Genomic DNA, 23,572 nt, shown 5'->3' with positions numbered 1-23,572 from the left:
TAATGCTGAGTGATATTCTGAACCGTGTTGCCCGCGTCGGTGCCATGCATGCAGGCAAAGGCCCAACACCGCCAGCTGCTCGACCTCAACCTGGCCAGGGAAAAGCGCCGACATCACCGGGCAAGACCATCAAGCACAAAAGCTTTCTCGGTGCATTGGCGGGAGCCATCGCGGGTGCCGTCGTCGCGGCCGTAGTATTTGCCGCCGCAGCGGCAGTAGCGGGGGCGATTGCCGTGGCCGTTGTCGGGACGGGCGGCATGGGGGCTGCACTGGTTGTGGGGGCAGTCAAACTGGCGGTTGGGTTTGGTGCCGTCAGTCTGCTCGGGGGGCTGATTAGCAGCGTCTCCAGCAAAGTTTCCGCCATGGTAGACAGCGGGGCTCCGCCGTTTGGGCCCGTCTCCTCTGGCTCAGGGACTGTGTTTGCAGAGAAGCAAAAGATTTCCCGCGCCGAAGTCGACACGGTCGCCTGTACCAAACACAACTCGCCGCAGTTGATTGCACAGGGCAGTGAGACCGTTTACGTCAACGGTTCTCCGGCAGCGCGTATTGACGATAAAACCGTCTGTGGCGCCACCATCAAAGAAGGAGCATCAACCGTCTTTTTTGGTTCCGGTCAGCAAACCTGTCTGGAGATCAGTGACGAATTCAGCTGGTGGGAAAAAGCGATACTGATAGCAGTGGAATTTCTGGTTCCTCCCAGCCGAGGCATGTTCAAAGGGCTGGGCAAGCTGTTTACGCGCGGGCCAACTGCGGTGCTCAAAGGCATTCGCATGGGGGCGTTAAGAACAGCCGTTGGGCTACGGAGAGCGGTTCGATGTGCCAGCAAAGGATTTAAAAACAGCAAAGGGTTAGCACGCATGAGGGAAGCCACCCGGGGCTTTCTGAAAGATCCGGTCTACATTCCCAGCGGGGATGTGATCGAAATGCGTCAAGATATTGAACTGGGGCAGACACTGCCTCTGCTTTTTGAGCGTACTTATCGCTCTGCCGCCAGCCATACCGGGCTACTGGGACGCGGCTGGTATGACACCTGGAGCGAAACGGCACAGGTCAGCCGTGACGGCCTGAATACCCATGTCGTCATCACGCTGGCGCAGGGATATGACATCGATTTCACCTTCCATCAGGATGTGCAGTCGGTATTTTGTCCGCTCTATCCGGCTTTTACTCTACACCGACGGGCAAAGGGCTTTAGCCTATGGGATCGTGACAGCCTCACCTGGCGCGAATTCGATGTGCCTCATGGCGATCGACTACTCCTGTCTTCTATACATGACCCACACGACAACCGTATTACTCTGATCCGCGATCCAAAAGGCTATCTACGCAAGATACGCCACAGTGACGATATCGAGCTGCTGCTGGTGTGGCGAGGCGAGTACCTGCATCAGATACAGCGTATTGATTCCGCACAGAAAACCCTGCTGGCTGAATACCGACAGGACGAGCAGGGTCGGCTGATCGAAGCCGATGCCGCCCATGCCTATCATCTGTTCTACGACTACGACAACGAAAATCGGCTCACGCGCTGGCATGACAACGATCAGACCTGGGCGCGTTATGAATATGATCATCAAGGCCGCTGCGTTTATACCACCTGTGCCGACGGCTATCTGACGGCGCATTTTGACTATCTTGACGATCGCGTAGTGATGACCGACGGATTAGGTCAGCGCAGCGAATTTGGTTTCAACGCACTGTCGTTGATGAGTTGGGAAAAATCTCCGTTAGGACACGTCACCCGCTACGACTACGACGACCACGGCAATCTGCTGCGTGAAATTTCCCCGGCAGGCCGGGTGGCTGAATTCACCTATCTGGACGATAGCGGTCTGGTAAGCGCCTTCACCGATGGCAGCGGCCACTGCTGGGCCTATGACTACGACGAGGCGCAGCGATTATGTGGCATCACCGATCCGCTGGGGCGCATCTGGAAATGGGCGTTCGACGATGCGGGTAACCCAGAGAAGCTCACTGGGCCGGATACCCGTGAAGTGCGGTTCACCTGGAATCGCCATGGCCTGCTGACGCAGGTGAGCGATCAGGCGGGAGAGGTTCAGGCGCGGCTGCGTTACGATCATCGCCAGCGCTTGTTGAGTGCCAGCGATGCGCTGGGGCGCACCCAGCAGCTACGTTATGACCAACAGGACAGAGTGGTGCAGTGGCAACGGCCTGACGGGGCGCAATATCGTCTGGGATACCGCCGTGCAAGCTGGACGCTGCCGGAGCAGCTGCTACGTCCCGATGAGAAAGAAGAAAAACGTCAGTACGACAAGCATAACAACCTGCTGAGCTATGTGGACGGCAACGGCGCGCTGTGGCGTCAGAGTTACGGTCCCTTTGACCTACTCACCTCGCGCACGGATGCACAAGAGCGCACCTGGCGTTACGAGTACGACAAAGAGAGCCAGCAACTGGTCGCCGTTATCGCTCCAGATGGCAGCCGCTGGCAATGGTGGCTGGATGCCGATGCGCGGGTCATCCGCGAGCAGGATATGGCGGGGACCGACACCCACTACACCTATGACGAAGATGGTCAATGCATTGCCATCCGTAATGGCGAAGGTGAAACCCGGCACTTCCTGTATGACGGACGCGGGCTGCTCATCAAAGAAACGGCGCCGGACGATACCCTGCACTACCGCTATGACGCCGCAGGTAGGCTGACCGAGGTCACCTCCGCGACCAGTCATGTCCAGTTGGAGTATGACCTCCGTGATCGGGTGGTACGGGAGTGGCTGAATGGCACCCTGATTACCCGACAGTTTGATGATGCCACACGCAGCGTGACGCGAACCCTTGCCTGGGAAGACGAGAGCGACGATGCGCTGGTCAGTACCTTCAGCTATAGCGCGGCAGGTGAACTTCAACAGGTAGCGTTGCCGGACGGCGCGGAGCTCACCCTTGCCCATGATGCCGCAGGACGGGAATCTTCACGTTCCGGCGGAGCATTTGTACAGCACCGGGAATATGACGTGATGGGCTGGCTGACACGCGAGATGAGTGGTCAGCAGCAGGACGGACGTCTCCATGCCACACAGACAAGGGAATACCTGTACGACGGCGCGGGCAATCTGGCTGGCGTTCGCCACAACCGTGAAACGCAGGGCTACCGTCTGGATGCCACCGGACGCGTGCTGTCCGTTCTGAGCGGGGGCGCAGGACGCGCGGTGGACACCGAGGAAGCCTACCGCTATACCCGTAACGGTCTGCCGCAGGATACCGCCCGACTTACCGAGTGGCAGGCAGGCAGGCTGACTCAGCACGACGACACCCATTATCAGTACGACAAAGCCGGCCGGCTGGTACGCAAGCAGATGGTCCAGCCGGGTTACCGACCGCAGGTCTGGCACTATCGCTGGGACAGCCGTAACCAGCTCCGGGTTGTTGACACCCCGACAGGCGAACGCTGGTTCTACCGTTACGACCCGTTCGGGCGACGTACCGGCAAACGCTGTGAGCAGACGCAGGACGATATCCGCTACCTGTGGGACGGCGACCAAATCGCTGAAGTGCGCCATTACCGCAACGGTGAACGTGTTGCCCGCCGCCACTGGGTACACAACGGCTGGGAGCTACTGGTCCAGCAGCGGCAGAATGCTGACGGACGCTGGGAAACCGATTTTGTCACCAGCAGCCAGAACGGCGAACCGCAGGCCCTGTACAGACCCGACGGAACCCTGCGCTGGCAGGCACCCAAAAGCACCCTCTGGGGCCAGCGACGCAGCGCTTATGAAGACAATGCCGACCCCGGACTTGCCTTTGCCGGACAGTACCGTGACACCGAAAGCGGGCTATGTTATAACCGTTTTCGGTACTACGACCCGAACGGTGGATGCTACGTCTCGCCTGACCCGATAGGGGTGGCTGGCGGTGAGAATAACTACGGTTACGTTCAGAATCCCAATACGTGGGTTGATCCGTTTGGGCTGGCTGGTTGTCCAAACGCAAAATTAGCTAGTAAAATTCAAGAAAGAGCGAACAATGGAAAGATTCCTAAAATAGCTCCAGGAAAAATATCACCAAAAGGATATCATGGTAGGCTTTCAGAGCAAAGAATGCAGGAAGTTATCAAAAGCCCTGATAGAGTTTATGTCTCAAGTGGTGGTAACAATAATATTATATTTGCTAAGGATGGGGACATAGTCATATTGGCAGGAAATAAATCAGGAGCTTATAAGGGACAGGCAATTACATCATATGGCCCTTCTGGTCCAAGAGGTGATAGTGGTGCTGCAATTCATGGAGGGTTAGCGAGTGATCCTGGCTTGCCAATTACAGATAGTATGATTGTAAATGGGCAGATACCAAAACCAGGTGGTGGATTTCTGCCTCCTGCAATACCTATAACATTTGGGGGATAACAGGTGAAACCTATTATTTGGGATCTTGCGGGTTTTAACATTTCGATGAAAGGTCAGTATGCTGACATTTATGAATTAGAGAAAGACATAGAAAAAAATTCTGGCAGTAGTAACTTTAGTGAAATGGATTCCTTAGACTGGTTTCTATCAAATAAGATCACCGGTCAAGTCTCGTTTTTATTACTAACTATCCCCTCGGTTTTAAAAAAATCATCCGAAAACTCTAAGCTTGACATTAATTCTCTCTGTATCATTAAATTGTCGGATTGCGTTCAAATTTTTTCCGACAATGTTTCAATACAAAATGAAGCCACTTATTTCATTAAAAGAAATGAGTTAGTCGTCACGTCTAATAACTCACTGATATTTTATAAAGTGCTAATATCAAGCGATCTCTATTTTTTACTAGATGAAAACTTCACCTATCAAGGATATTTATTAGTTAATGCCACCCATCATATTTATGGCTATATTACAGAATACGATGATGATATTTTTAATTCATTTTTAACAAAAATGTTAGCTTTTTGCAATCAAGAAGCATATGACGCAATGGATGATATGGACAATCATTACTTATTAATGATGAATCAATTGGAAGAAGAATGTTCAGTTTATCAACATACTGACGTAAGATTATTACAAATTATTGATTTTATAAAACACCTCAAGTCAACATTTTACGATATAGAGATAGATTGAATTTTACGCATCTACAACTTAATAAAAAACCAAAATTTTAATTGAAGCATCCGAATAATTTGTAAGTTGTGAATTTCAGTACTAGTAACATTGTACCACAGGGTACACAACGGCTGGGAAACCGATTTTGTCACCAGCAGCCAGAACGGCGAACCGCAGGCCCTGTACAAGCCCGACGGCACCCTGCGCTGGCAGGCACCCAAAGCACCCTCTGGGGCCAGCGACGCAGCGCTTATGAAGACAATGCCGACCCCGGACTCGGCTTTGCTGGGCAGTACCGTGACAGCGAAAGCGGGCTATGTTATAACCATTTTCGGTACTACGACCCGAACGGTGGATGCTACGTCTCACCTGACCCGATAGGAATAGCAGGGGGTGAGAGTAATTATGGGTACGTTCCGAATCCGCATAGCTGGGTTGATCCGTTTGGGTTGGCGAAGTGTCCAACCATTACGCGTGGTGCTAACGACGAAATATTATCGGCCAAAGCTACCGTATCAAAAGCTGAGCTTAGAACGGGTTCTGCAACGAATCAAAGCTCTAGGGATTACGCCCGTTCATTAGGCAATCAAACCGATGATGCCGGGCACATATTAGGTAATGTTCTTGGTGGACAAGGCGGTAAAGGAAACGTGTTCCCGCAATTACCGGGTATTAACCGTGGTGAGTATCGTGTATTTGAGAATGAGGTCCGGAAGTATATTGATAAACATGGAACGGTAGATATCGATTGGTCATTTGTATATAAAAACGGTGGTACAAGACCGACTGATATTATTTACAACGTATCCAAAAATGGGAAAACAGTTCTTTACTCTGTATTTGGGAATTGATTATGAATGCAAAAGAAACACTGATTGCCTTTATGAAAAATATGAATAACTGGGAGAATAGTTATCGAGATGCTTTTATGGCCGATCATAGCGTGAACAAGGAACCATATTTAGCTGAACTGAATAACATTTTCAACAAGTGGTGTACTGTTAAAGAAAGAAAACAGGGACGTCAAGTATCAATGAAAGTTAGCTTTCCACCTGATTATGATCCTGAAACTGATGAAATACTTGATGAAGACTCTGTAAAAAACAAAGCATCTATCACTGTGCAAAAACATACTGGGTTTGAAAATAAATATCGTTACACCCTCCATTATAAAAATAATGAATGGCGTATAGATAAAAAAGAATGGCTTGATGATGATAAATGGAAGCAAGCCTACCTATAATAAAAACCGGAAGCGATCCCAACGATCCTTCCGTGCTCAACCGTCACGGTGATCGGCATCCCAGTCATAAAACCCGACACCTCCAGCCATAGACCTTTCAGGTTGATGGCGGACGGTGGGCTTATCCGAATCTTGGAAAAATAACGGTCAGGTAAAACCAAAAACTCACTCACCCACGCCCCGTCAAGGCGGCATGGATGAGTCAGAGGAAAACTAGGCGACTGCGGTGCCCTGTTCATCCTGATCGACGGCGAAGCAGGCAACTTGCTGTTCACCGTAGGTTTTTAACTGCGGCTGGAACTGCGTGCAGGTGCTGAAGCAACGCTGACAGCGGGCGTTGAACGCACAACCCGGCGGTGGATTCAGTGGGCTAGGCAGCTCACCGGTCAGTTTGATACGCTCACGGCGTAAATCTGGGTTCAGGCGCGGCGTCGCGGACAGTAACGCCTGCGTATAAGGGTGGCGCGGGTTGTTAAAAATGGCATCTTTGCTGCCTTTCTCAACACAGCGGCCCAGATACATCACCATCACTTCATCTGCGATATGCTCGACCACGGACAGATCGTGCGAGATGAAGACGTAAGACAGCCCTAAATCCTGCTGTAAGTCCATCATCAGGTTCAGCACCTGCGCACGTACCGACACGTCCAGTGCAGAAACCGGCTCATCGGCAATCACCACGTCTGGGTCTAACATCAGCCCACGGGCTATCGCAATACGCTGACGCTGGCCGCCGGAGAACATATGCGGGTAGCGGTCATAATGCTCCGTTTTCAGCCCGACTTTCGCCATCATCGCCAGCGCCTTTTCACGACGCTCAGCTTTCGACAGCTCAGTGTTGATCTGGAGTGGTTCCTCCAGGATCTGGCCGACTTTCTTACGCGGATTCAACGATCCGTAAGGATTCTGGAAAACGATCTGGATCTTCTGTCGACGCAGTTTCTGTGCCACCGGATCCGGCTTCAGCAGATCCTGACCCTGATAGTACAGCTCGCCTTCTGACGGGGTTTCGATCATCGTCAGCAGGCGGCCCAACGTGGATTTCCCACAGCCGGATTCCCCTACCACCGCCAGCGTTTTACCGCGCTCCAGCGTAAAGGACACGCCATCCAGCGCTTTCACCATCCGTTCCGGCGCAAAAAAGCCCTTTTTCACCGGATAGTGCTTTTTCAAATCGATCGCATGCAGTAAGTACGGCTGCGATGTTGCATTCAGTTCACTCATAGGGTTGGCCTCCCCGCATCATCCAGCGGTGTATGACATTTCACCTGACGACCAGGAATATCGCGCAGCCCAGGTTCTTCCTGACGGCAGCGGTCCTGCGCATAGGGGCAACGCGGGTTTAGCAGACAGCCGTTCGGGCGGTCATATTTACCCGGCACCACGCCCGGCAGCGATGCCAGACGCGCTTTATCCACCGCAAACTCCGGCAGCGCACGCAGCAGCGCTTGGGTATACGGATGACGGGGTGCGCGGAAAATATCCGCCGCTTTGCCTGATTCCACCACCTGTCCGGCATACATCACGATGATGTGGTGTGCCGCTTCAGCCACCAGCGCCAAATCGTGTGTAATCAGGATCAGCGCCATATTCTCGCGCTGCTGCAATTCGAGCAGCAGTTCGATAATCTGCGCCTGAATGGTTACGTCGAGCGCCGTGGTAGGTTCATCGGCAATCAGCAGCTTCGGCCGACAGGCAATCGCCATCGCGATCATCACGCGCTGGCTCATCCCACCGGAAAGTTGGTGTGGATACACGTCAAGACGCGAACCCGGATCGGGAATCCCAACCAGCGTCAGCAGGTCAATTGCACGCTGACGGCGCGTTTTGCGGTTACCACCCTGATGCACTTTGATGGCTTCCATGATCTGGTAGCCCACGGTGTAGCACGGGTTAAGGCTGGTCATCGGATCCTGGAAAATCATCGCGACTTCCGAACCCACCAGATTACGCCGTTCTTTCTCAGAAATTTTCGTCAAATCACGCTGGTTAAATTCCAGCTTGTCGGCCATCACTTTGCCGGGGTAATCAATCAGCCCCATAATCGCCAGCGAGCTGACGGATTTACCGGAGCCGGATTCCCCGACGATACCGACGACCTGGCCTTGTTCGACCTGGTAGCTGATACGATCGACCGCCCGAAACGGCAGATCCTCATCACCAAAGTGAACCGACAGTTTATCTACATTGAGCAACGCCATCTCTCTACCTCTATTACTGCTTGAGTTTGGGGTCGAGAGCATCACGCAAGCCGTCCCCCATCAGGTTAAACGCCAATACCGTCAGTAAGATTGCCACACCGGGGAACGTCACCACCCACCAGGCGCTTTGCGCAAACTGCAAAACGTCCGCCAGCATAGTGCCCCACTCTGGCGTTGGCGGCTGTGCGCCCATACCGAGGAAACCCAAAGCAGCCATATCAAGAATGGCGTTAGAAAAACCGAGAGAGGCTTGCACAATTAGCGGTGCCAGACAGTTAGGAAGGATGTTGACGAACATCTGGCGTGCCGAGCTCGCACCCGCCACGCGTGAAGCGGTGACGTAATCGCGGTTCACTTCCACGAGTACCGCCGCGCGAGTCAAACGGACATAGTGCGGCAACGCCACGAAGGTCAGCGCCAGCGAGGCGTTAACAATCGAAGGCCCGAAGACCGCCACCAGCACTAGCGCCAACAGCAGGCTCGGCAGTGCCAGCATGATATCGACGATACGCATGATGAGCGCATCGACCACACCGCCGAAGTATCCGGCCAGCAGACCGAAGATCACCCCAAGCACCAGCGACAGCGCCACCACCAGACAGCCGACCAGCAGCGACAGGCGTGCGCCGTACATCAGACGGGACAGGACATCACGCCCGACATCATCCGTCCCCAGAATAAACTGCCAGCTTCCGCCCTCTTGCCAGACCGGCGGACGAAGCAACGCATCGCGGAACTGCTCGGCAGGTAAGTGCGGAGCCAACACATTGGCGCCAATGGCGATAATCAGCATCAGTGCGACATACACCATGCCAACGACCGCCCCTTTGTTACGTTTAAAATAGTGCCAGAATTCCTGTAGCGGGGTCATCGGCTTCGGTGCGCTATTTACAACAGGTTCAGTGACGTGTGTCATCTTAGCCTTCCCCTTATTTCTTGTGACGGATGCGTGGGTTAACCACACCGTAGAGCACATCCACCAGCAGGTTAACCAGAATAATCATGGTTGCTACCAGCAGCACGCCGCCCTGAACCACCGGATAATCACGACGCTGCAACGCATCGATCAACCACCGCCCTAGCCCCGGCCAGGAGAAAATGGTTTCCGTCAGGATCGCCCCAGCCAGCATGGTGCCGACCTGCAAGCCAATTACCGTCACCACCGGCAGCATCGCATTACGCAACGCATGCACAACAATCACGCGCAGGCGGCTCAGCCCTTTGGCGCGGGCGGTACGAATGTAATCCTCGCCCAGCACTTCCAGCATTGCGGAGCGCGTCATACGCACAATTACCGCCAGCGGAATGGTGCCCAGCACGATGGCAGGCAGGATCATGTGTTCAACCGCGTCGATAAAGTCGCCTTTTTCGCCCCAGAACAGCGTATCGATCAGCATAAAGCCTGTGAGTGGCATGCTGTCGTCGAGGAAAATCGTATCGCTAACGCGTCCCGAAACGGGCGTCAGGTCGAGTTGAACGGAGACCAACATAATCAGCATCATGCCCCACCAGAAGATAGGCATGGAGTAGCCCGTCAGCGCCAGGCCAACAGAGGTATGATCGAAGATGGAACCGCGTTTGACCGCAGCCAACACACCAACCGGAATCCCAACCGCGATAGCAAACATCATCGCGCAGATACCCAGTTCCAGCGTCGCCTTGAAGCGAGGCACAAATTCTTCCCACACGGGGATGCGGCTCTTGAGGGAGATCCCCAGATCGCCCTGCAACACACCGCCGATATAGTGGATGTATTGCTGCCAAAGCGGCTTATCCAGCCCCATTTCAGCCAGCAACTGCGCATGGCGCTCGGCGGAAATACCACGTTCCCCCGCCATGATCATGACCGGGTCGCCCGGAATCATGTGCACGAATGCGAAGGTCAACAGGGTGATACCAATAAACGTTGGGATAACAAGCCCCAAACGCCGGAGTATGAACTGCAACATATCCCGAACTCTCTATTCATGCCCGTTGGCTCATTGGCCATCAGGCTTATCATTGCTCACAGCTAAAAAATCGCCAGACGCGATTTTAAACGTCGTGTGCGACGGCCCGCAGGGTGGCGGGTAGGGAAGCCAGCCATAAAATTTAACGGGCAAGAAACCCCGCCTCCACGGCTCCTCTAACGAGAAACCGCAAGGTCGGGGTTTTTTAGTGTCCGTGAAAATCTAGTGGCTGAATTAATCCAACGTCACGTTGTTGAAGCTATGCACGCCACGAGACTGAATCACATAGCCTTTCACGTTTTTACGCACTGGCTCATACACGGTGGAGTGCGCAACAATCAGCGCCGGAGCCTGATCGTGCATCACAACCTGAGCCTGCTTGTACAGCTCAATACGTTTTTCGTGATCGGAAACAGAACGTGCCGGTTGGATCAAATCTTCAAACGGCTTGTAGCACCACTTAGAGTAGTTAGAGCCATTTTTTGCCGCGTCGCAGCTGAACAGGGTCGCGAAGAAGTTATCTGGGTCCCCATTATCGCCAGTCCAGCCCATCAGCACGGTCTGGTGCTCACCGTCTTTCGCACGCTTCAGATACTCGCCCCACTCGTAGGTGACGATCTTGGCTTTCACGCCCACTTTCGCCCAGTCGGACTGAATCATTTCTGCCATACGACGCGCGTTCGGGTTGTACGGACGCTGTACCGGCATTGCCCACAGGTCGATAGAGAAACCGTCAGCCATACCCGCTTCTTTCAGCAGGGCTTTCGCTTTCTCAGGATCGTAGCTGTAGTCTTTAACGTCGTTGTTGTAGCCCCACATGGTCGGCGGGATCAGGTTGGTAGCCGCTTGGCCAGCACCCTGATAAACCGCTTCGATGATGGCAGACTTGTTGACCGCATAGTTCAACGCCTGGCGAATCTTGACGTTATCCAGCGGTTTTTTCTCAACGTTGTAGGCCAGATAGCCGACATTCAAGCCAGGCTTTTCCAGCAAAGTGATGTTTTTGTCTTCTTTCATGCGAGCAAGATCGGCTGGGTTTGGATACGGCATGATCTGGCATTCGTCTTTTTGCAGCTTGGCGTAACGCACAGAAGCATCAGGCGTAATGGAGAAGACCAGACGGTCAATGCCCGGCTTAGTGCCCCAGAAACCTTCGAAAGCTTTATACAGAATGCGGGAGTCTTTCTGGTACTGCTGTAGCTGGAATGGGCCTGTACCGATTGGGTTCAGGTCAATTTTCTCCGGCGTACCGGCTTTCAGCATGTTGTCCGCGTATTCCGCTGACAAGATGGACGCAAAGTCCATCGCCAGGTTTGCCAGGAATGGCGCTTCAGGACGGTTCAGCACAAAGCGGACGGTGTAATCGTCTACTTTTTCGATTTTGCTGACCAGTTCAGGCATGCCCATACCTTGGTAGTATTCATAGCTACCGCCAGACACTTTATGGTACGGATTGTTGGCATCCTGCTGACGCATGAAGGAGAAAATCACGTCATCGGCATTGAATTCACGGGAAGGTTTGAAATCCTTGCTGTCCTGCCATTTCACGCCTTTGCGCAGATGGAAGGTGTAGGTTTTGCCGTCTTCGCTAATATCCCATTTTTCAGCCAAACCCGGATCGGTGTCCGTGGTGCCGTCTTTAAATTCCACCAGACGGTTGTAAATAGGAATAGAGCTGGCATCAAACGTTGTACCAGAGGTGAACAGCTGTGGGTTAAAACCTTCTGGGGAGCCTTCTGAGCAGTAAACCAGCGTTTTTGCCTGAACGCCTGCAGCGACGGACATGGCGAGCAAGCCGAGGCCGAACTTCAACACCCTTGATTTAACCAGGGATTTTTCCATTACTTATGCTCCATTGTGGATGATGTTGTGTGCTATACCCGCCCTACTCCAAGCTGCATACGCGTTAACGCTGTGGTTAAAAGCATGATCGTTAAAAGCGCGATCGCTAAAAATACAGAGATTAACAACGCTGATGTCCTGTCCTGCATCTCGAAATTAATTGGGTATGGTTGGCCAGACCTGTATTTTTATGTGCTGCGGTCTGTACCCTGTCGCCCGAAGGCAAAATCAAAATAATGGGGAGAGGAATGGTGATTGCCACAGCCGATGGTCGCACACTGTTCGATATAGTCATAATAACTACAACGTATACCTTGAAGCGCCACAACCCGCTCACGGATGCTGGATGAAGACGTAGAATCATTCAGACAAGCCGCTGCTTTCCTCCTTATATCCCTATGACGCCCTCAATTTCTCAACAGATGGCGGTGACGTCAATATAAGCTGTAAGGATTTACAAATTTTCCTTACATTTCTTTAAAATATAAAATACAAGTTAATCACCTTGATAAAGATAGATGTTTCGCATTTTTCTTAAAAAATAGCGATAAAATCCGATACATTGGCTACATAAAGAAATTATCACCATTAAAAAAACTATAGTCATCTGGTCTTACATGTCCAAGATCTGAGCACTATTTTTTGTTAAAAACGTTAACAACAGGTGAAAATTCTGATACGTAATAAGAAATTCTGATATTTCCCATGACGCCATAAGCAGAGGAATGACTATCTACGCTACATAAAAAAACTTTTCTTTTCCCTCTTCGACTGATCGAAAGCACACATTATTCCGTGCAACGCTCATTCTGCTTTTACTTGATCTGCCATACACAATGGGCATCCCTCTTTCTCGCCGATGTCAGACACAATGTTACCTTCCATTTTTTGATGCTGCCTGCTAGATAACTTTTTGATAGAATTAATTAAAGTAGCAATATTTATTGTTGTGTTGGTCGTGTTTTTGACAAGGAAAATAGCTCGATGAAAGGAATGGTAAGCGTTGTGTTGTTATGTACTTCATTTCCCTGTTTTGCAGCCTGGGGTTATGAGATGACGATGTGCCGTAATGGCGGGTTTCCTAGTTATCCAGACCAATACTCTGTCGCCAAAATCACGGCGGTGCATGGCGATAAAGTCCACTTTTACGATGATGATGTAAGGGATGGATGCCCAGATAATAAGGCGGTTTGCCAGAGTAAAACCAGCCTGAAAGCAGGTGACAGCGTGCTGGTGGCGCAGGAAAAAAACGGGTGGTCCTGCGTGTGGCATTTTGGCAAAAAATCCGAATTTGTCGGTTGGGTGGAATCCATTTATCTTGAAAAACAGGCCATCAAAGCGGTAGGCATCAACGCCTGGCTCGGTTCGTGGCATGAGTATGGTCATAGCATAAAGATTACCCGCGGGAAAAACGGTACGCTTCATATAAAAGGCAAGGCCACCTGGCATGGTGGAGCATCAGATTCTGGTGAGCGAATTGTCCATTACGGAGGCATTTCTGCCTCGGCGATACCAAACGGCAATAGGCTCCAATGGGGTGATTCGCTTGAGGAGTTTGAATGCAAGGGCGTGATGCAGCTGATTAACGGTAATTTGATCGTGGACGATAATAGTCAATGTGGCGGAATGAATGTTCGTTTTAATGGCATCTATCGTTTGAAAAAATAATGTATTAGCCTATCCGATAGGGACTCTCTTGTCCCTTCATGCTTCTCTGGCATAACTACCCAGCTCTCGCTGGCTATCCCTTCATATACCCGTAATACTTCAAGCTGCATGTGCGTTGGCTGCGTTCACTCACCCGAATCACTTACTTGAGTAAGCTCATCGGGATTCCCTCTCTTGCCGCCTTCCTGCAACTCGAATTATTTGGGGTATATACCTGCGATAAAATGATATTGCTCAATAATTACCTGGCTATTTTAGTTAAATAAATATTTTCATTAAAATGAAAACACGCTATTTACTTATTCTCATAAAGTGGTATTTTTCATCATGTGACTTACCTCTCCTTCTTATTTAATTCCTCTCTCCCCTTCATAAAAAATTATTTTAATTACAAAAAAATGACGTAAGTTATTTAAAATGGAGTTGCTGATAAGTTCACAAATACGTAATTAACGTATTATTTTTAACATTTCATCATGCTAGATTACCCTCAGAAATGGTTCATTGTTAAATAACATCCATCATTCCTTACCATTTTGTTACTAACTGACAAAAAACGAAAAAACGAACCTTCTGCTTTCTGATAATAAACATTCCACCGCCATGGGCATTAGCAATGCTCAGTAATCCCACCGATATCGGTGGGAAAAAAGTCAATAATCCACATCGATAACGATGCACTATCAATATCGCAATGGCAGGGATGTAATTTCTTTCTGTACCAACTGTCCTAGCAGGGTGAATATAATGAAAAAAATTGAAACTGATATTTTATGTGAGAACGATCTCGCTCTGGAAACACAAGAATCATTTATAGGGGGATTTTTTAAAAAGAAAATCGGTTCCGTTCCTGTAGCACTTTTTATGGCGATTGCCGCTATTGTCGCTATCGCTGCCTACGAGGGATATTTGCCTAGAAATATGATTGGCGGTTTCGCCGTCATCATGACAATGGGTTTTTTACTGGCGCATATTGGCAGCAACATTCCCGTATTCAAAGATATCGGCGGCCCGGCGATTCTGTGCCTGATGGTGCCTTCCGTTATGGTGTATTTTAATCTGTTTAATGACAACACCATGAAAACCGTACACCTGTTGATGAAAGAGGCGAATTTCCTGTATTTCGTCATCGCTTGTCTGGTGGTCGGCAGTATTCTGGGTATGAACCGCAAAATCCTGATTCAGGGGATGGTGCGTATGTTCGTCCCGCTGGTCATCGGCACCGCGACTGCGCTGGCAACCGGTTTGCTGGTCGGTAAACTGTGCGGTTACAGCGTCTATCACACTTTCTTCTTCATTATCGTGCCAATCATCGGTGGCGGTATTGGCGAAGGCATCCTGCCGTTATCATTAGCCTATTCCGCCATTCTGGGACAAAGCCCGGACGTTTATGTGGCTCAGTTAGCGCCCGCTGCCGTCGTCGGTAACATCTTCGCTATCCTGTGTGCTGGTGTGCTGTCTCGCTTGGGTATGCGCCGTAAAGATCTGAACGGTGAGGGTCGTCTGGTTCGCAGCGATGAAGACAACGCGATGTTTGCCGTAAACGAAGCACCAAAGCCGGTCGATTTTCACCTGATGGGTGGCGGATTGCTGATGATTTGCGCCTTCTTCATCGTCGGCGGCCTGTTTGAGAAACTGGTACACATCCCTGGCCCAGTTCTGATGATTCTGATCGCCGTTTTCTGCAAATACGGACGCGTTATTCCTGCCGTCATGGAAACCGGAGCGCATAGCGTTTACAAATTCGTATCCAGTTCTCTGGTGTGGCCGCTGATGATCGGGCTTGGCATGCTGTATATTCCGCTGGAGAGCGTCGTCGCCGTATTCTCCGTGGGTTACGTCATCGTCTGTGGTTCTGTGGTGCTGTCTATGGCGCTAGTGAGCTTCCTGATTGCGCCTTATCTGAATATGTACCCAATTGAGGCTTCCATCGTGACCACGTGCCACAGCGGGCTGGGTGGTACGGGTGACGTAGCGATTCTGTCTGCCTCTAACCGTATGTCTCTGATGCCGTTCGCACAGATCGCCACCCGTATCGGCGGCGCGTCTACCGTCATCGCTGCAACGCTGCTGTTGAGCTGGGCTGCCTGATTTCACTCTCTAGTATCAAGGTTTCCCCCAATCAGGGGAAACCTTACTGATCATAATCCGACTGCGCTAATAAAACGTCTTCGATATTTTCTTCTGCCCATCTGGCCAGCGATTCAACGGCTTCCGATAACGTTTTACCCAACGGGGTTAGCGCATATTCCACCGTAACCGGCACCGTTGGAAACGCCTTGCGAGAAAGCAGACCGTCCCGCTCAAGCTTCTTCAGTGTTTGGCTTAGCGCCTTCTGCGATACGCCTTCAATTGCCCGCCGCAGTTGATTAAATCTCAGCGGCCCTGTTCTCAGCAGGCCGACTATCAGCAACGCCCATTTATCAGCCAAACGTTCAAGCACCATTCTCGCCGGACAGCCTTGTAAATAAACGTTATAACGCTGCTCGCCTGCCTCCGTTTCCTTTCTCTCAATCGCTGAATTTTTGATCATGGTATACCCGAGTAAACTTAGTAGATTCAAGGTAACTTCTCGTTATGTTGGTTTCTAATATATACCTTATTACCGTTAAATCCCAACCTGAATAAGGAAACACCATGACGGACGTTACCGTTGTTTATTTCTCTGGATACGGTCATACCAAACGTATCGCGGAAGAGGTTGCCGAAGGCGCTAATGCGATACTCGTTGCGATTGATGCTGACGGCCATGTCGATGAACCAGGTTTCAAAGGCGAATAACGAGCAGCAATCCCTACACCTCATCAGGAGCATCATCAAGAATGAAAAAAACACTTTCTGTTTTATTACTGAGCGGCCTGCTATCGATTGCCGCAACCGTTGCGGCTCAGCAAACCGACCCTCATGCCGTTCCACTCGCAACAGCAGCAGAGTTCACTGCCACTGGCAAATCCTATAACGTCGATTTTGGCGATCAGAAATTCCGTCTGGATTTCAAATCACCGTCTGAAATGACGTTTACGTCTCCCGATGGGAAAAACAAGGCGGATGTGGCAATCACAACCACGAAGGTCGGTGATGGGGTTTATATGATTTACTGGTCGCGCCGCGCGGGGCAGCATGTGGTACATGTGGACGACTTCAAAAACGGCGTATCTTATACCAACATCGTACTACCCGATGGCTCCATTTCTCGCCGTCAGGGAACGCTGCTCGAGATTAAATAAACGTTTTATCCCTTTAGCATCGACACAAATAACACGAGGCGGGATCGCTCCCGCCTCGTTTCTATTTCTGCCAGCCTTATTCACCGCTAGCTACTCACTGCGATTCATTCACAGTATTGACGCAGTGAGTCCTGCTTTTCTGGCAACAGGCGATACAGATAAACTGGTCTGCCCGTAGAGCCGTACAGGATATTGGTGGTCAGAATACCGGTGTCAGACAAGTAGATCAGGTATTTACGGCAGGATACGCGAGAGATGCCAATCGCATTCGCCAGCATTTCGGTAGAGAACTCAATGCCCTGATTGCCCTCAATCCACTCGCAAACGGTACGCAGCGTCAGGCTGGTTAGCCCTTTCGGCAATTTCTTACGTTCACTGGCAGTGCTACTACTGGTACGGCGAATCAGGTTATCGATATCAGATTGCGCGACAAAATCGCGGTGCTTGAACAGATTTGCTTCTTCGCGATAGGCCGTCAGCGCCTGTTCGAAACGCGAGAACTGGAAAGGCTTAATCAGATAATCCACCACGCCGTAGTGCAGCGCTTTTTTGATGGTATACACGTCGCTGGCAGAAGAGATGATGATGACGTCCGTCTTTTCACTGAATTCACGGATAGTCGGCAGAAGATCCAATCCATTATCCTGCTGCATGTAAATATCCAGCAGTACCAAATCGATTTCCGAGTCAGGTTGCATCAACAGGTTTCGCGCCTGCTGCAACGTAGGGACGGTCGCATAGCAGCTAAATCCAGAAACCTGGTTCAGATAAGATTTGTTAAGCTCTGCAACCATGGCATCGTCATCAACAATCAGTACATTAATCATGGTCAAACAGCCTTGCTTGATAAGGAATAGTAACGAAAAACTGGGTGTACACCTCAGGTTCTGATTCAAACTCGATAGTGCCGCCAATCTTCTCCAGACTCTGTTTGGTCAGGTACAGGCCGATACCGCGCCCGCTGCCTTTGGTAGAGAATCCCTGTTCATAAATGCGCGCCTGGCTCTCCGGCGAAATGCCGGGGCCGTCATCCCCCACGGTACAGTGAAGGCGGCCATTCTGATGATGGAAACTCACGCTAATTTCGCAGTTTTCCTGCCCATCAATCGCGTCCATCGCATTCTCAATCAGATTACCCAATACGGTAATCAATTCATTCGTGGCATCGACATCATCGGTATCCGGCAGCAGGCTCTCCTCACTAATAGAGAGCGTAATGCCGAGATCGCGCGCGCGGTTGATTTTACCCAACAGGAAGCCGGCAATCACTGGCGATTTCACTTTACGAATAATCGAACCAATCTCCGCCTGATAATTATTGGCGGTCTTCAGGATATAGTCTTCCAGCTGCGAGTAATATTTTAAGTGCAACATCCCCAATATGACGTGCAGCTTGTTCATAAACTCGTGCGACTGCGCACGCAGTGCATCCGCATAGTAGGACATCCCACTCAAGCGTTGCAGCAACTGGCTGATCTCCGTTTTATCACGGAATGTCGCAATTGCGCCGATAATATCGCCTTTCACAAAAACAGGAACGGTATTAGTCAGTAGAAGGTGGCCGTTAAAGCTAATCTCTTCATCGCGCCGTGGCGTACCGCTCTCCAATACCTGTTTCAGGTGCAGATGTTCAAGCCATTGTTCGCTAACGCGTTCGGCTGGCTTGGTGGCTGACGTTTCACTGCCCTGCGGTTTATTCTGCCGGAAAAGTCGTCGCGCTTCGTCATTGATCACCGTAATCCGACCATGTTGATCGACCGCGATAACGCCTTCCTTAATGTGTTTGAGCATCGCGTTACGCTGTTCAAACAGGTTCGAGATCTCAAACGGTTCAAATCCCAGCATAATGCGCTTGAGGACTTTCACCAAAATCAACGTACCAAGCCAGCCAACCAGCGCTCCCGCCAATAGCGTCCAGGGAATCATCCAACGGTTATCGCTAATCACTTTCTGCACGCTGGTTAAGGCGATCCCCAACGCGACGACGCCAACCTGCTTGTGGTTGTTATCAAACACCGGTGTGAATACCCGCAACGCAGGATCGAGCGTTCCCCGATTGATGGCGGTATTTTCCATCCCCAACAGCGCCGGATAGATATCCCGACCGGCAAAATGCTCACCAATTCTTTCCGGTTCAGGGTGGCTGTGACGCACCGTATCCATATCGGTGACAGTGACGAAGAGCAGTTGATTACGCTGGCGGATTGTCTCCGCAGCAATCTGCACATCCTCCGGTCGGCCAATTCCTTTAAGTTCATTAATAACAACGGGAGAAGCTGCAAATGTACGAGCAATGGCAAAGGCTTTTTCTCGCAGATGATCTTCTGAAAGCTGATTAATACGAAAAAACAGCAGGGAATAGACCACCAGCAGCACCGCGCCAAGCACAACTGACACCATCAGAAACACCGATGTCCCGAGCTTTAGCGGTGCCTTTTTCTTGCCCATGTCACTCTCCAAAACCACCATCATCACACCGTTATCTTATACTGTTTCGTCGCGTTTCGCGTGTCGTGATGCATACGCCCCGTCACAGGGACAGGGCGTAGGCTTGAAGAAAGGAAATCGGGCTTACATGTTTTTCGCATCATGAAAGCCAGCGGGTAGCCCACGTTTTACCAGAAACCGAGCAGTTTCCACCACATGCCACCAACACCCAGCCAGATAGGGATGATGACCAGACTGACCAAGAAGCCGATCTTCCACCAGGTTCCCAGCGGTACGTAGCCTGTGCCGAACAAAATGGGTGCCGGGCCACTGGAGTAGTGAGTTGTGGACATAAACAGGTTACTGAAGATACCGAACACCAGTACGGTCAGCATCGGCGGTGCGCCGGCTGCCAGTGCGATAGAGACGAAAATCGCGTACATGGCGCTGATATGTGCAATCGCACTCGCCATCAGATAGTGGCTGTAGTAGTAAACCAGCAGCAGCAGACCCAACATTGGCAGCCAGTGCATACCGCTGACTGCATTACCAGCCAACCCGCCCAGCCAGGCAATCAGACCCATTTTGTTGAGCTGGCCCGCCAGCGTCATCAGTACGGCAAACCACACCACGGTGTGCCAGGCTTCTTTCTCACTGACCACGTCGTCCCAAGTCAGCGCACGGCTGAGCAACAGCACGCTCAGACCTGCCAGCGCGGTCAGGGTCGCGTCGATATTCAGCGTAGAGCCCAATACCCAGAACGTCACCAGCCCCAGGAACACACCCAGAACTACCCACTCATTGCGGGTCATTTTGCCCATCTCACGCAATCTTTCGACGGCGATCGCACGCATTTCTGAGGTTTTCTTCAGTTCAGGCGGATAGAAGCGGTAGATCAGGTAAGGAATCAGCGCCAAAGACAGGAAGCCCGGTAGCAGTGTCGCCAACGCCCAGTCCGTCCAACTGATATGAATACCAAACTGAGAAGCCAGCTTCGCCACCATCGGGTTACCGGCCATGGAGGTCATGAACATCGCGGAGGTCACGGCGTTACACTGGAAAATGGACTGAACCAGGAACGCACCAATGCGACGCTGCGTGCCTTTTTCCGGCGTGGAGTCGTAGGCTTCGGCAATCGACCGGAACAGAGGAGTGATGATCCCGCCGCAGCGTGCAGACGTGGAAGGCATCGCCGGAGCGAACATCAGGTCGGTAAACACCAGACCATACGCCAGACCGAGAGAGCTATTCCCCAACTTACTGATGAACAGCAGGCCAATGCGTCGACCAAAGCCGGTTTTGATAAAGCCGCGAGAGATAAAGAAGGCACAGGCGATCATCCAAATAGTAGGATCGCTAAAACCCGCCAACACATCTTTAATGGATAATAACCCTAATATGGCAACCGTGGTCAGGCTGAACATCGCCATCGCGCCAAGCGGGTAAGGAGAGAGAATCAGACCGACAACCGTGGCAATAAAAATCGCCATCAGGTGCCAGGCATCGGGTTTAACGCCATCAGGAACCGGTAATAACCATAAGCCACCGGCAATACAAAGGATAACTAGAAGCTTTATCAACCTGCTGTTATTCGCAGACATAGAAACACCACTCTTCATTAAAACGGAATTCTGTATTCACGACGGATGTCCGAGCGAAGGAGTGGGTATTTCGTTATTCTTCCTTCGTCACCCTGCTGATACAACGCAACAGGAATCATCTGCGGAAAAAAAGACGAGAAAACAAGGGTTCAGAGTGCTTCTCTCGTCTGATCAATCAAGTGATTAATGAAGAGATAGTATTATAATGCGCCTGCAAAATAGCGTTACTTTAGTTACTAAAGTAGTTTATTAATTTATTTAAGAAACTATCGTGGTTTTAATTTCCCGATAAAAAATCCTTATAATTCAATAATAATTGACATTTAGTGAACATAAAATTAACGAATTTAACGACAAATCAATGATAGAAAAACCTTATACCCAATAGGGGTAATATAACTCTTTCCCAGACAGTGAGTTATCTATTCCTTATTTATTCACTCAGGTATTTTTTATTCAAAAATAAAAAAACAAATAACCATTATTCGGCGAAAAAATATTATTTTTTATCCAGCTGATAACATTTAGAGGGTCAGGAACAACACGGCTAAAAGCTGCGGCGACATAATTCGCAAAAACATCGCCAGAGGATAAACCGTCGCATAAGACAACGCCGCCGCACCGCTGGTCGGGTGTAGCCCATTGGCAAACGCCAACGCGGGTGGATCGGTCATGGAACCCGCCAGCATGCCGCAGAGCGTCAGGTAATTCATCTTGCCTAACGTGCGCGCCAGTATGCCGACAGCCAGCAGCGGCACAATGGTAATCAGCGCACCATAGCCAATCCACCACACCCCGTCGCCGTTCAATAACGTATCGACAAAATCACCGCCGGATTTCAGCCCCACCACCGATAAGAACAGCACGATGCCGAGCTCACGCAGCGCCAGATTCGCACTGGGCGGCATAAACCAGTGAAGTTTCCCGATACTGCCGATGCGCCCCAGCACCAACGCCACCACCAGCGGCCCACCTGCAAGCCCGAGCCGCAGCGCCACCGGAAACCCAGGAACCATCAGCGGCACAGAGCCCAGCAGTACGCCCAGCCCAATGCCGATAAAGACGGGCAGCATCTGTACCTGCTGGAGCTTCTGCTGCGCATTCCCCACGATATCCGCGACGGCATCGATCGCCGTTTTCCGTCCGACCAGATTCAGAATATCGCCAAATTGCAGGCTGGCCTGATTGCTGGCGACCAGCTCGACACCTGCACGGTTCAGGCGCGAAATCACCACATCATAGTTTTGCTTCAGATTAAGCTCGCGAATCTTGCGACCCAGCACTTTCTCATTCGTCACCACCACACGTTCAACATGTAGATCGGTGCCCCGCGTCGAGAGCGACGTCTCAACTTCATTACCGATGACCAGACGCGCCTGCTCCAGATCGTTTTTCGCACCAACCAAATGCAGGTAATCACCCAGTTGGATCAGCGTATGCGGCGACGGCACCATCAGTTCATCGCCGCGTTTCAGGCGGGAACAAACGATCGTGTCACGGTTCAGAATCGGCACGTCCTGAATCGCCAGCCCTTGCAGATTGGTATTCGTTACCGACACATTCATCGTGAGCAGCTGTTCATGGTGCTGACCGTTGCTGGTCTCAAACTGCTTTGCCTCGTTATCCACCGCGACACGAAACAGGACACGCATCAGCCACATCACCAGTAAAATGCCGCAGATCCCCAGTGGATACGCCATCGCGTAACCCGTCCCCATTTGGTTCACTAAGGTTGTACTCGAACCCAGATCGGTCAGAATCTGCTGACCCGCGCCAAGCGAAGGCGTGTTAGTCACCGCACCGGAAAAAATACCGAGAATAATAGGCAGAGGAATATTGAGCAGTTTGTGAAGCATGACGGTCACCACACTGCCGAGAAATACCGTCAACAGGGCGAACGCATTGAGGCGCAGGCCAGATACGCGTAGAGAGGAAAAGAAGCCCGGCCCAACCTGAATGCCAATGGTGTAGACAAACAGGATCAACCCGAACTCCTGAATGACGTGCAACATGTCATCATTCAGTTGGATCTGGTACTGATGGGCAACATGCCCGACGATGATCCCACCGAACAGGACCCCGCCAATCCCTAAACCGACGCCATAAATCCGCCAGTTGCCGATCCATAACCCCAGAACGGCAACCAGCGCCAGCATACTCACGGTAAGTGCGATATCACTCATACCCGTATCCTTTGCGGACGTTTTTATTGGGAAATGCCACTGACGCTATACTCTATGACGAGTATATTTTGATTCTGGCAGAATGCTGGGGAGAGAAACGTGGCGGGCAACACAAAACCGCACCCGTAACGATACGGGCGCGGCTAACGCTTAGTTTACTAACGCGCAGGTTAATGACGTGAA

At 51.0% G+C, this 23,572-nt stretch carries 19 protein-coding genes and 1 pseudogene; 9 read left to right on the top strand and 11 right to left on the bottom strand.

Annotated elements, in window-relative coordinates; all coding sequences use genetic code 11:
• Positions 1–2 precede the first annotated feature (2 nt).
• The 5 genes and pseudogenes from DUT67_RS00290 (at position 3) to DUT67_RS00270 (ending at position 6,291) form a co-directional block, all read left to right on the top strand.
• Entirely contained in the window at positions 3–4,364 is a 4,362-nt protein-coding gene (locus DUT67_RS00290) for an RHS repeat-associated core domain-containing protein (protein WP_223254629.1), read from the top strand.
• Positions 4,365–4,367: 3 nt separating this feature from the next.
• Entirely contained in the window at positions 4,368–5,066 is a 699-nt protein-coding gene (locus DUT67_RS00285; protein WP_113627106.1) for a hypothetical protein, read from the top strand.
• 68 nt (positions 5,067–5,134) lie between these two features.
• A pseudogene (locus DUT67_RS00280) lies at positions 5,135–5,440 on the top strand (RHS repeat-associated core domain-containing protein); the annotation flags it as partial.
• Between the two features lie 57 nt (positions 5,441–5,497).
• Positions 5,498–5,899 (top strand): DNA/RNA non-specific endonuclease, encoded by a 402-nt coding sequence (locus tag DUT67_RS00275; protein WP_262983994.1) that lies wholly within the window; start codon positions 5,498–5,500, stop codon positions 5,897–5,899.
• A gap of 2 nt (positions 5,900–5,901) precedes the next feature.
• A complete protein-coding gene (locus DUT67_RS00270) occupies positions 5,902–6,291 on the top strand; it encodes an NTF2 fold immunity protein (RefSeq protein ID WP_113632593.1) in 390 nt (129 codons plus the stop codon).
• Here DUT67_RS00270 and DUT67_RS00265 read toward each other — a convergent pair.
• From DUT67_RS00265 to dppA, 6 genes are all read right to left on the bottom strand, one after another.
• Positions 6,282–6,530, bottom strand: a complete 249-nt coding sequence (locus DUT67_RS00265; protein ID WP_113632594.1) for a SymE family type I addiction module toxin — start codon at positions 6,528–6,530, stop codon at positions 6,282–6,284. The two genes, DUT67_RS00270 and DUT67_RS00265, sit on opposite strands and share 10 nt — an antisense overlap.
• Positions 6,505–7,515 carry a dipeptide ABC transporter ATP-binding subunit DppF gene (gene dppF / locus DUT67_RS00260; RefSeq protein WP_113632595.1) on the bottom strand — a complete coding sequence of 337 codons (1,011 nt, stop codon included), beginning with the start codon at positions 7,513–7,515 and terminating at the stop codon, positions 6,505–6,507. The genes DUT67_RS00265 and dppF overlap by 26 nt, the downstream gene beginning before the upstream one ends.
• Positions 7,512–8,492: a dipeptide ABC transporter ATP-binding protein gene (dppD, locus tag DUT67_RS00255; protein ID WP_039326049.1), complete on the bottom strand. Its 981-nt coding sequence runs from the start codon at positions 8,490–8,492 to the stop codon at positions 7,512–7,514. Before dppD ends, dppF begins: the two co-directional genes overlap by 4 nt.
• 13 nt (positions 8,493–8,505) lie before the next feature.
• Positions 8,506–9,408 carry a dipeptide ABC transporter permease DppC gene (gene dppC, locus DUT67_RS00250; protein ID WP_048263233.1) on the bottom strand — a complete coding sequence of 301 codons (903 nt, stop codon included), beginning with the start codon at positions 9,406–9,408 and terminating at the stop codon, positions 8,506–8,508.
• 13 nt (positions 9,409–9,421) lie between these two features.
• Positions 9,422–10,441: a dipeptide ABC transporter permease DppB gene (gene dppB / locus DUT67_RS00245; protein WP_113627111.1), complete on the bottom strand. Its 1,020-nt coding sequence runs from the start codon at positions 10,439–10,441 to the stop codon at positions 9,422–9,424.
• A gap of 234 nt (positions 10,442–10,675) precedes the next feature.
• Positions 10,676–12,283 carry a dipeptide ABC transporter periplasmic-binding protein DppA gene (dppA, locus tag DUT67_RS00240; RefSeq protein WP_113627112.1) on the bottom strand — a complete coding sequence of 536 codons (1,608 nt, stop codon included), beginning with the start codon at positions 12,281–12,283 and terminating at the stop codon, positions 10,676–10,678.
• 984 nt (positions 12,284–13,267) lie between these two features.
• Here dppA and DUT67_RS00235 point away from each other — a divergent pair.
• Together DUT67_RS00235 and DUT67_RS00230 are read left to right on the top strand one after the other, a co-directional pair.
• Entirely contained in the window at positions 13,268–13,951 is a 684-nt protein-coding gene (locus tag DUT67_RS00235) for a hypothetical protein (RefSeq protein WP_113627113.1), read from the top strand.
• Positions 13,952–14,698: 747 nt separating this feature from the next.
• Positions 14,699–16,042 carry a 2-hydroxycarboxylate transporter family protein gene (locus DUT67_RS00230; RefSeq protein ID WP_048263239.1) on the top strand — a complete coding sequence of 448 codons (1,344 nt, stop codon included), beginning with the start codon at positions 14,699–14,701 and terminating at the stop codon, positions 16,040–16,042.
• Between the two features lie 43 nt (positions 16,043–16,085).
• Here the strand turns inward: DUT67_RS00230 and DUT67_RS00225 are convergent, their stop codons facing one another.
• Positions 16,086–16,484, bottom strand: coding sequence for a helix-turn-helix domain-containing protein (locus DUT67_RS00225; protein ID WP_113627114.1), 399 nt, complete (start codon positions 16,482–16,484; stop codon positions 16,086–16,088).
• 104 nt (positions 16,485–16,588) lie between these two features.
• Between DUT67_RS00225 and DUT67_RS00220 the strand changes: the two genes are divergently transcribed.
• A complete protein-coding gene (locus tag DUT67_RS00220; RefSeq protein ID WP_189339531.1) occupies positions 16,589–16,732 on the top strand; it encodes a hypothetical protein in 144 nt (47 codons plus the stop codon).
• Between the two features lie 41 nt (positions 16,733–16,773).
• A complete protein-coding gene (locus DUT67_RS00215) occupies positions 16,774–17,178 on the top strand; it encodes a hypothetical protein (RefSeq protein ID WP_113627115.1) in 405 nt (134 codons plus the stop codon).
• A gap of 104 nt (positions 17,179–17,282) precedes the next feature.
• Here DUT67_RS00215 and dcuR read toward each other — a convergent pair whose 3' ends face one another.
• From dcuR to DUT67_RS00195, 4 genes are all read right to left on the bottom strand, one after another.
• Positions 17,283–18,005 (bottom strand): two-component system response regulator DcuR, encoded by a 723-nt coding sequence (gene dcuR / locus DUT67_RS00210; RefSeq protein WP_048263247.1) that lies wholly within the window; start codon positions 18,003–18,005, stop codon positions 17,283–17,285.
• Entirely contained in the window at positions 17,998–19,626 is a 1,629-nt protein-coding gene (locus DUT67_RS00205; RefSeq protein WP_113632596.1) for a sensor histidine kinase, read from the bottom strand. Before DUT67_RS00205 ends, dcuR begins: the two co-directional genes overlap by 8 nt.
• A 167-nt stretch (positions 19,627–19,793) precedes the next feature.
• Complete coding sequence (locus DUT67_RS00200; protein WP_011095861.1) at positions 19,794–21,206, bottom strand: anion permease; 1,413 nt, start codon at positions 21,204–21,206, stop codon at positions 19,794–19,796.
• A gap of 524 nt (positions 21,207–21,730) precedes the next feature.
• Complete coding sequence (locus DUT67_RS00195) at positions 21,731–23,389, bottom strand: putative transporter (protein ID WP_039294403.1); 1,659 nt, start codon at positions 23,387–23,389, stop codon at positions 21,731–21,733.
• Positions 23,390–23,572: the final 183 nt, after the last annotated feature.

Origin of the sequence: Pectobacterium peruviense (assembly GCF_003312355.2) — a bacterium.
Classification (GTDB): Bacteria; Pseudomonadota; Gammaproteobacteria; order Enterobacterales; family Enterobacteriaceae; genus Pectobacterium; species Pectobacterium peruviense.
This window is presented reverse-complemented; position numbering and strand designations above follow the sequence as displayed.